The following is a 2,756-nucleotide window of genomic DNA, read 5'->3' as shown; positions in this document are numbered from 1 at the left end:
CGGGATGGCCTGGGCCTGGCGACCGGCGCCGACCTCGCCCGACTGGTCGAGGCCGGACAGGACGTCTCCGCCCTGCTGGGTCGATCCAATCAGTCGCGGGGCGGCCGCGCCCGGGCGGCGCGGGCGGTCGACTAGCAGGGGCCCTGGCAGGCGCCCATGGCAACCGCCGGGGCTTGCTCCCATAATGGCGGCCTCTCTCACCCAAGGACCCGCTTTGGCCAGGAAGTCCCGACGCGAACTCGCCCAGCTCGATGGCACCACCGAGCTGCCCCTCACCGTGCGCGAGGTCGCTCTCGCCGCCGGGGTGTCGCCCATTACCGTATCCCGGGCCCTGCACCGACCGAGCCTGGTGAGCGCCGCCACCCGCGAGCATGTCCTGGCCGTGGTCAAGGAACTGGGCTACGTGCCCAATCTGCTGGCGGGCAGCCTCGCCTCCAGCAAGAGCCGGCTGGTGGCCATCCTCCTGCCCACCATCGCCAATTCCATCTATGCCAGCGTGGTGCAGGCGATCATGGATCGCCTCACCGAGGCGGGCTACCAGGCGCTGATCGGTCCCACCGGCTATTCGCCGGAAAAGGAAGAGGAACTGCTGGAAGCCATTCTCGGCCGCCGCCCCGATGGCATCGTCCTCACCGGCACCCTGCACACCCCGGCCAGTCGCGCCCGGCTGGCGGCGCTGAACATCCCGGTGGTGGAAGCCTGGGACCTGAGCGCCGAGGCCCTGGACATGCAGGTGGGCTTTTCCCACGAGCAGGTCGGCGTCGCCCTGGCGGAGCACTTCGTCGCCCGTGGCTATCGCCGCTTCGGGGTGATCTCGGTGGACGATCCCCGCGCCATGCGCCGCAACCTGGCCCTGCAGGCCCGCCTGGTGGCGCTGGGCATCCCCGAACTGCCCATGGAAGTGCTGCCGCTGCCCGCCACCTGGGAAGTCGGCCGGATCGGCCTGGCGCGCCTGCTGGAACGCCCCGAGCCGCCGGAGCTGGTGCTGTGCAGCTCCGACACCCTGGCCCTGGGCGTGGTCGCCGAGGCCAGCAGCCGCGGCCTGCAAATCCCCGCGCAACTGGCGGTGGTCGGCTTCGGCGACACCACCAATGGCCGCTTCGCCACCCCCGCGCTGTCCACGGTCAGCGTCAATGCCGACGCCATGGGCCAGCGGGTCGCCCAGGCACTGCTCGACCGTCTCGCGGGCGAACGCACCGCGGTGAGTCTCGATACCGGATTCACCCTGATCGAGCGCCAGAGCTCCTAGCGGATTTTTTGCACGCGGCCACAGATTTAACGGTTGAATGATAGCGTTATCTGTTTAATGATAACGCTATCGTTGTCAGACGACTTACAACATAAGCCCGTTACACGATGTCAGCCCGCACACAAAAACAAACCAGTGGGAACTCTCCATGCACGAAACCAAGCAGACACGCGTCCGCTATCTGATCCTGTTCATGCTGTTCGTCGTGACCACGATCAACTACGCCGACCGCGCCACCATTTCCATCGCCGGCTCCGCCCTGCAAAAAGACCTCGGCATCAGTGCCGTCTCTCTCGGCTTCATCTTCTCCGCCTTCGGTTGGGCCTATGTGCTCGGCCAGATCCCCGGCGGCTGGCTGCTCGATCGCTTCGGTTCGAAGAAGGTCTATGCGGCAAGCATCTTCACCTGGTCGGTATTCACCATGCTGCAAGGCTACATCGGTGAATTCGGCATCGGCACCGCGGTATTCCTGCTGTTCGCCCTGAGATTCATGGTCGGCCTGGCCGAAGCACCCTCCTTCCCCGGCAACGCCCGCATCGTCGCCGCCTGGTTCCCCACCAAGGAGCGCGGCACCGCCTCGGCCATCTTCAACTCGGCGCAGTACTTCGCCACCGTGCTGTTCGCGCCGCTGATGGGCTGGATCGTCTACCACTTCGGCTGGCAGCACGTCTTCGTGGTGATGGGCGCCCTGGGTATCGCCTTCTCGGCAGTCTGGCTGGCGGTGATCTACAGCCCCCGCGAACATCCCCGCGCCAATGCCGCCGAGATCGACTACATCGCCAGCAACGGCGGCCTGGTCGACCTGGACACCCCCGGCAAGAAGAGCGAAGGTCCGAAGTGGAGCTACATCGGCCAGCTGCTGACCAATCGCATGATGGCCGGCATCTACCTGGGTCAGTTCTGCATCAACGCCCTCACCTACTTCTTCCTCACCTGGTTCCCCGTCTACCTGGTGCAGGAACGCGGCATGACCATCCTCAAGGCGGGCATCATCGCCTCCCTGCCGGCCATCTGCGGCTTCATCGGCGGCGTGCTCGGCGGGGTCATCTCCGACTACCTGCTGCGCCGCGGCAGCAGCCTGAGCGTGGCGCGCAAGACCCCCATCGTCGCCGGCATGCTGCTGTCGATGAGCATGATCCTCTGCAACTACGTCGACGCCGACTGGATGGTGGTGGGCTTCATGGCCATGGCCTTCTTCGGCAAGGGCATCGGCGCCCTGGGCTGGGCGGTGGTTTCCGACACCTCGCCCAAGCAGATCGCCGGCCTCTCCGGTGGCCTGTTCAACACCATCGGCAACCTGTCGTCCATCACCACCCCGATCATCATCGGCTACATCATCGCCGCCACCGGCTCGTTCAAGATGGCCCTGGTGTTCGTCGGTGCCAACGCCCTGGTGGCCGCCATCAGTTACCTGTTCGTCGTCGGCGAGATCAAGCGTGTCGAGTTGCGCGGCGTGCCCACGCCGCCCGCCGCAGCCCCGCTCGCCACTGAAACCTCTCGCTGATCG

The 2,756-nt window shown here is 66.2% G+C and carries 2 protein-coding genes; both read left to right on the top strand.

What is annotated here, in order from left to right:
• The first annotated feature begins 214 nt into the window (after positions 1 to 214).
• Positions 215 to 1,249: a LacI family DNA-binding transcriptional regulator gene (locus QMX82_RS25530; RefSeq protein ID WP_282288768.1), complete on the top strand. Its 1,035-nt coding sequence runs from the start codon at positions 215 to 217 to the stop codon at positions 1,247 to 1,249.
• A 148-nt stretch (positions 1,250 to 1,397) separates the two neighbouring features.
• A complete protein-coding gene (locus QMX82_RS25525) occupies positions 1,398 to 2,753 on the top strand; it encodes an MFS transporter (RefSeq protein ID WP_282288766.1) in 1,356 nt (451 codons plus the stop codon).
• Positions 2,754 to 2,756: the final 3 nt, after the last annotated feature.

Source organism: Pseudomonas sp. PS02302, assembly GCF_029959585.1.
GTDB lineage: Bacteria > Pseudomonadota > Gammaproteobacteria > Pseudomonadales > Pseudomonadaceae > Chryseomonas > Chryseomonas aestiva.
This window is presented reverse-complemented; position numbering and strand designations above follow the sequence as displayed.

Coding starts and splice junctions, on each gene's coding strand:
- QMX82_RS25525 (WP_282288766.1), top strand. CDS start 1,398: ATGCACGAAACCAAGCAGACACGCGTCCGCTATCTGATCCTGTTCATG.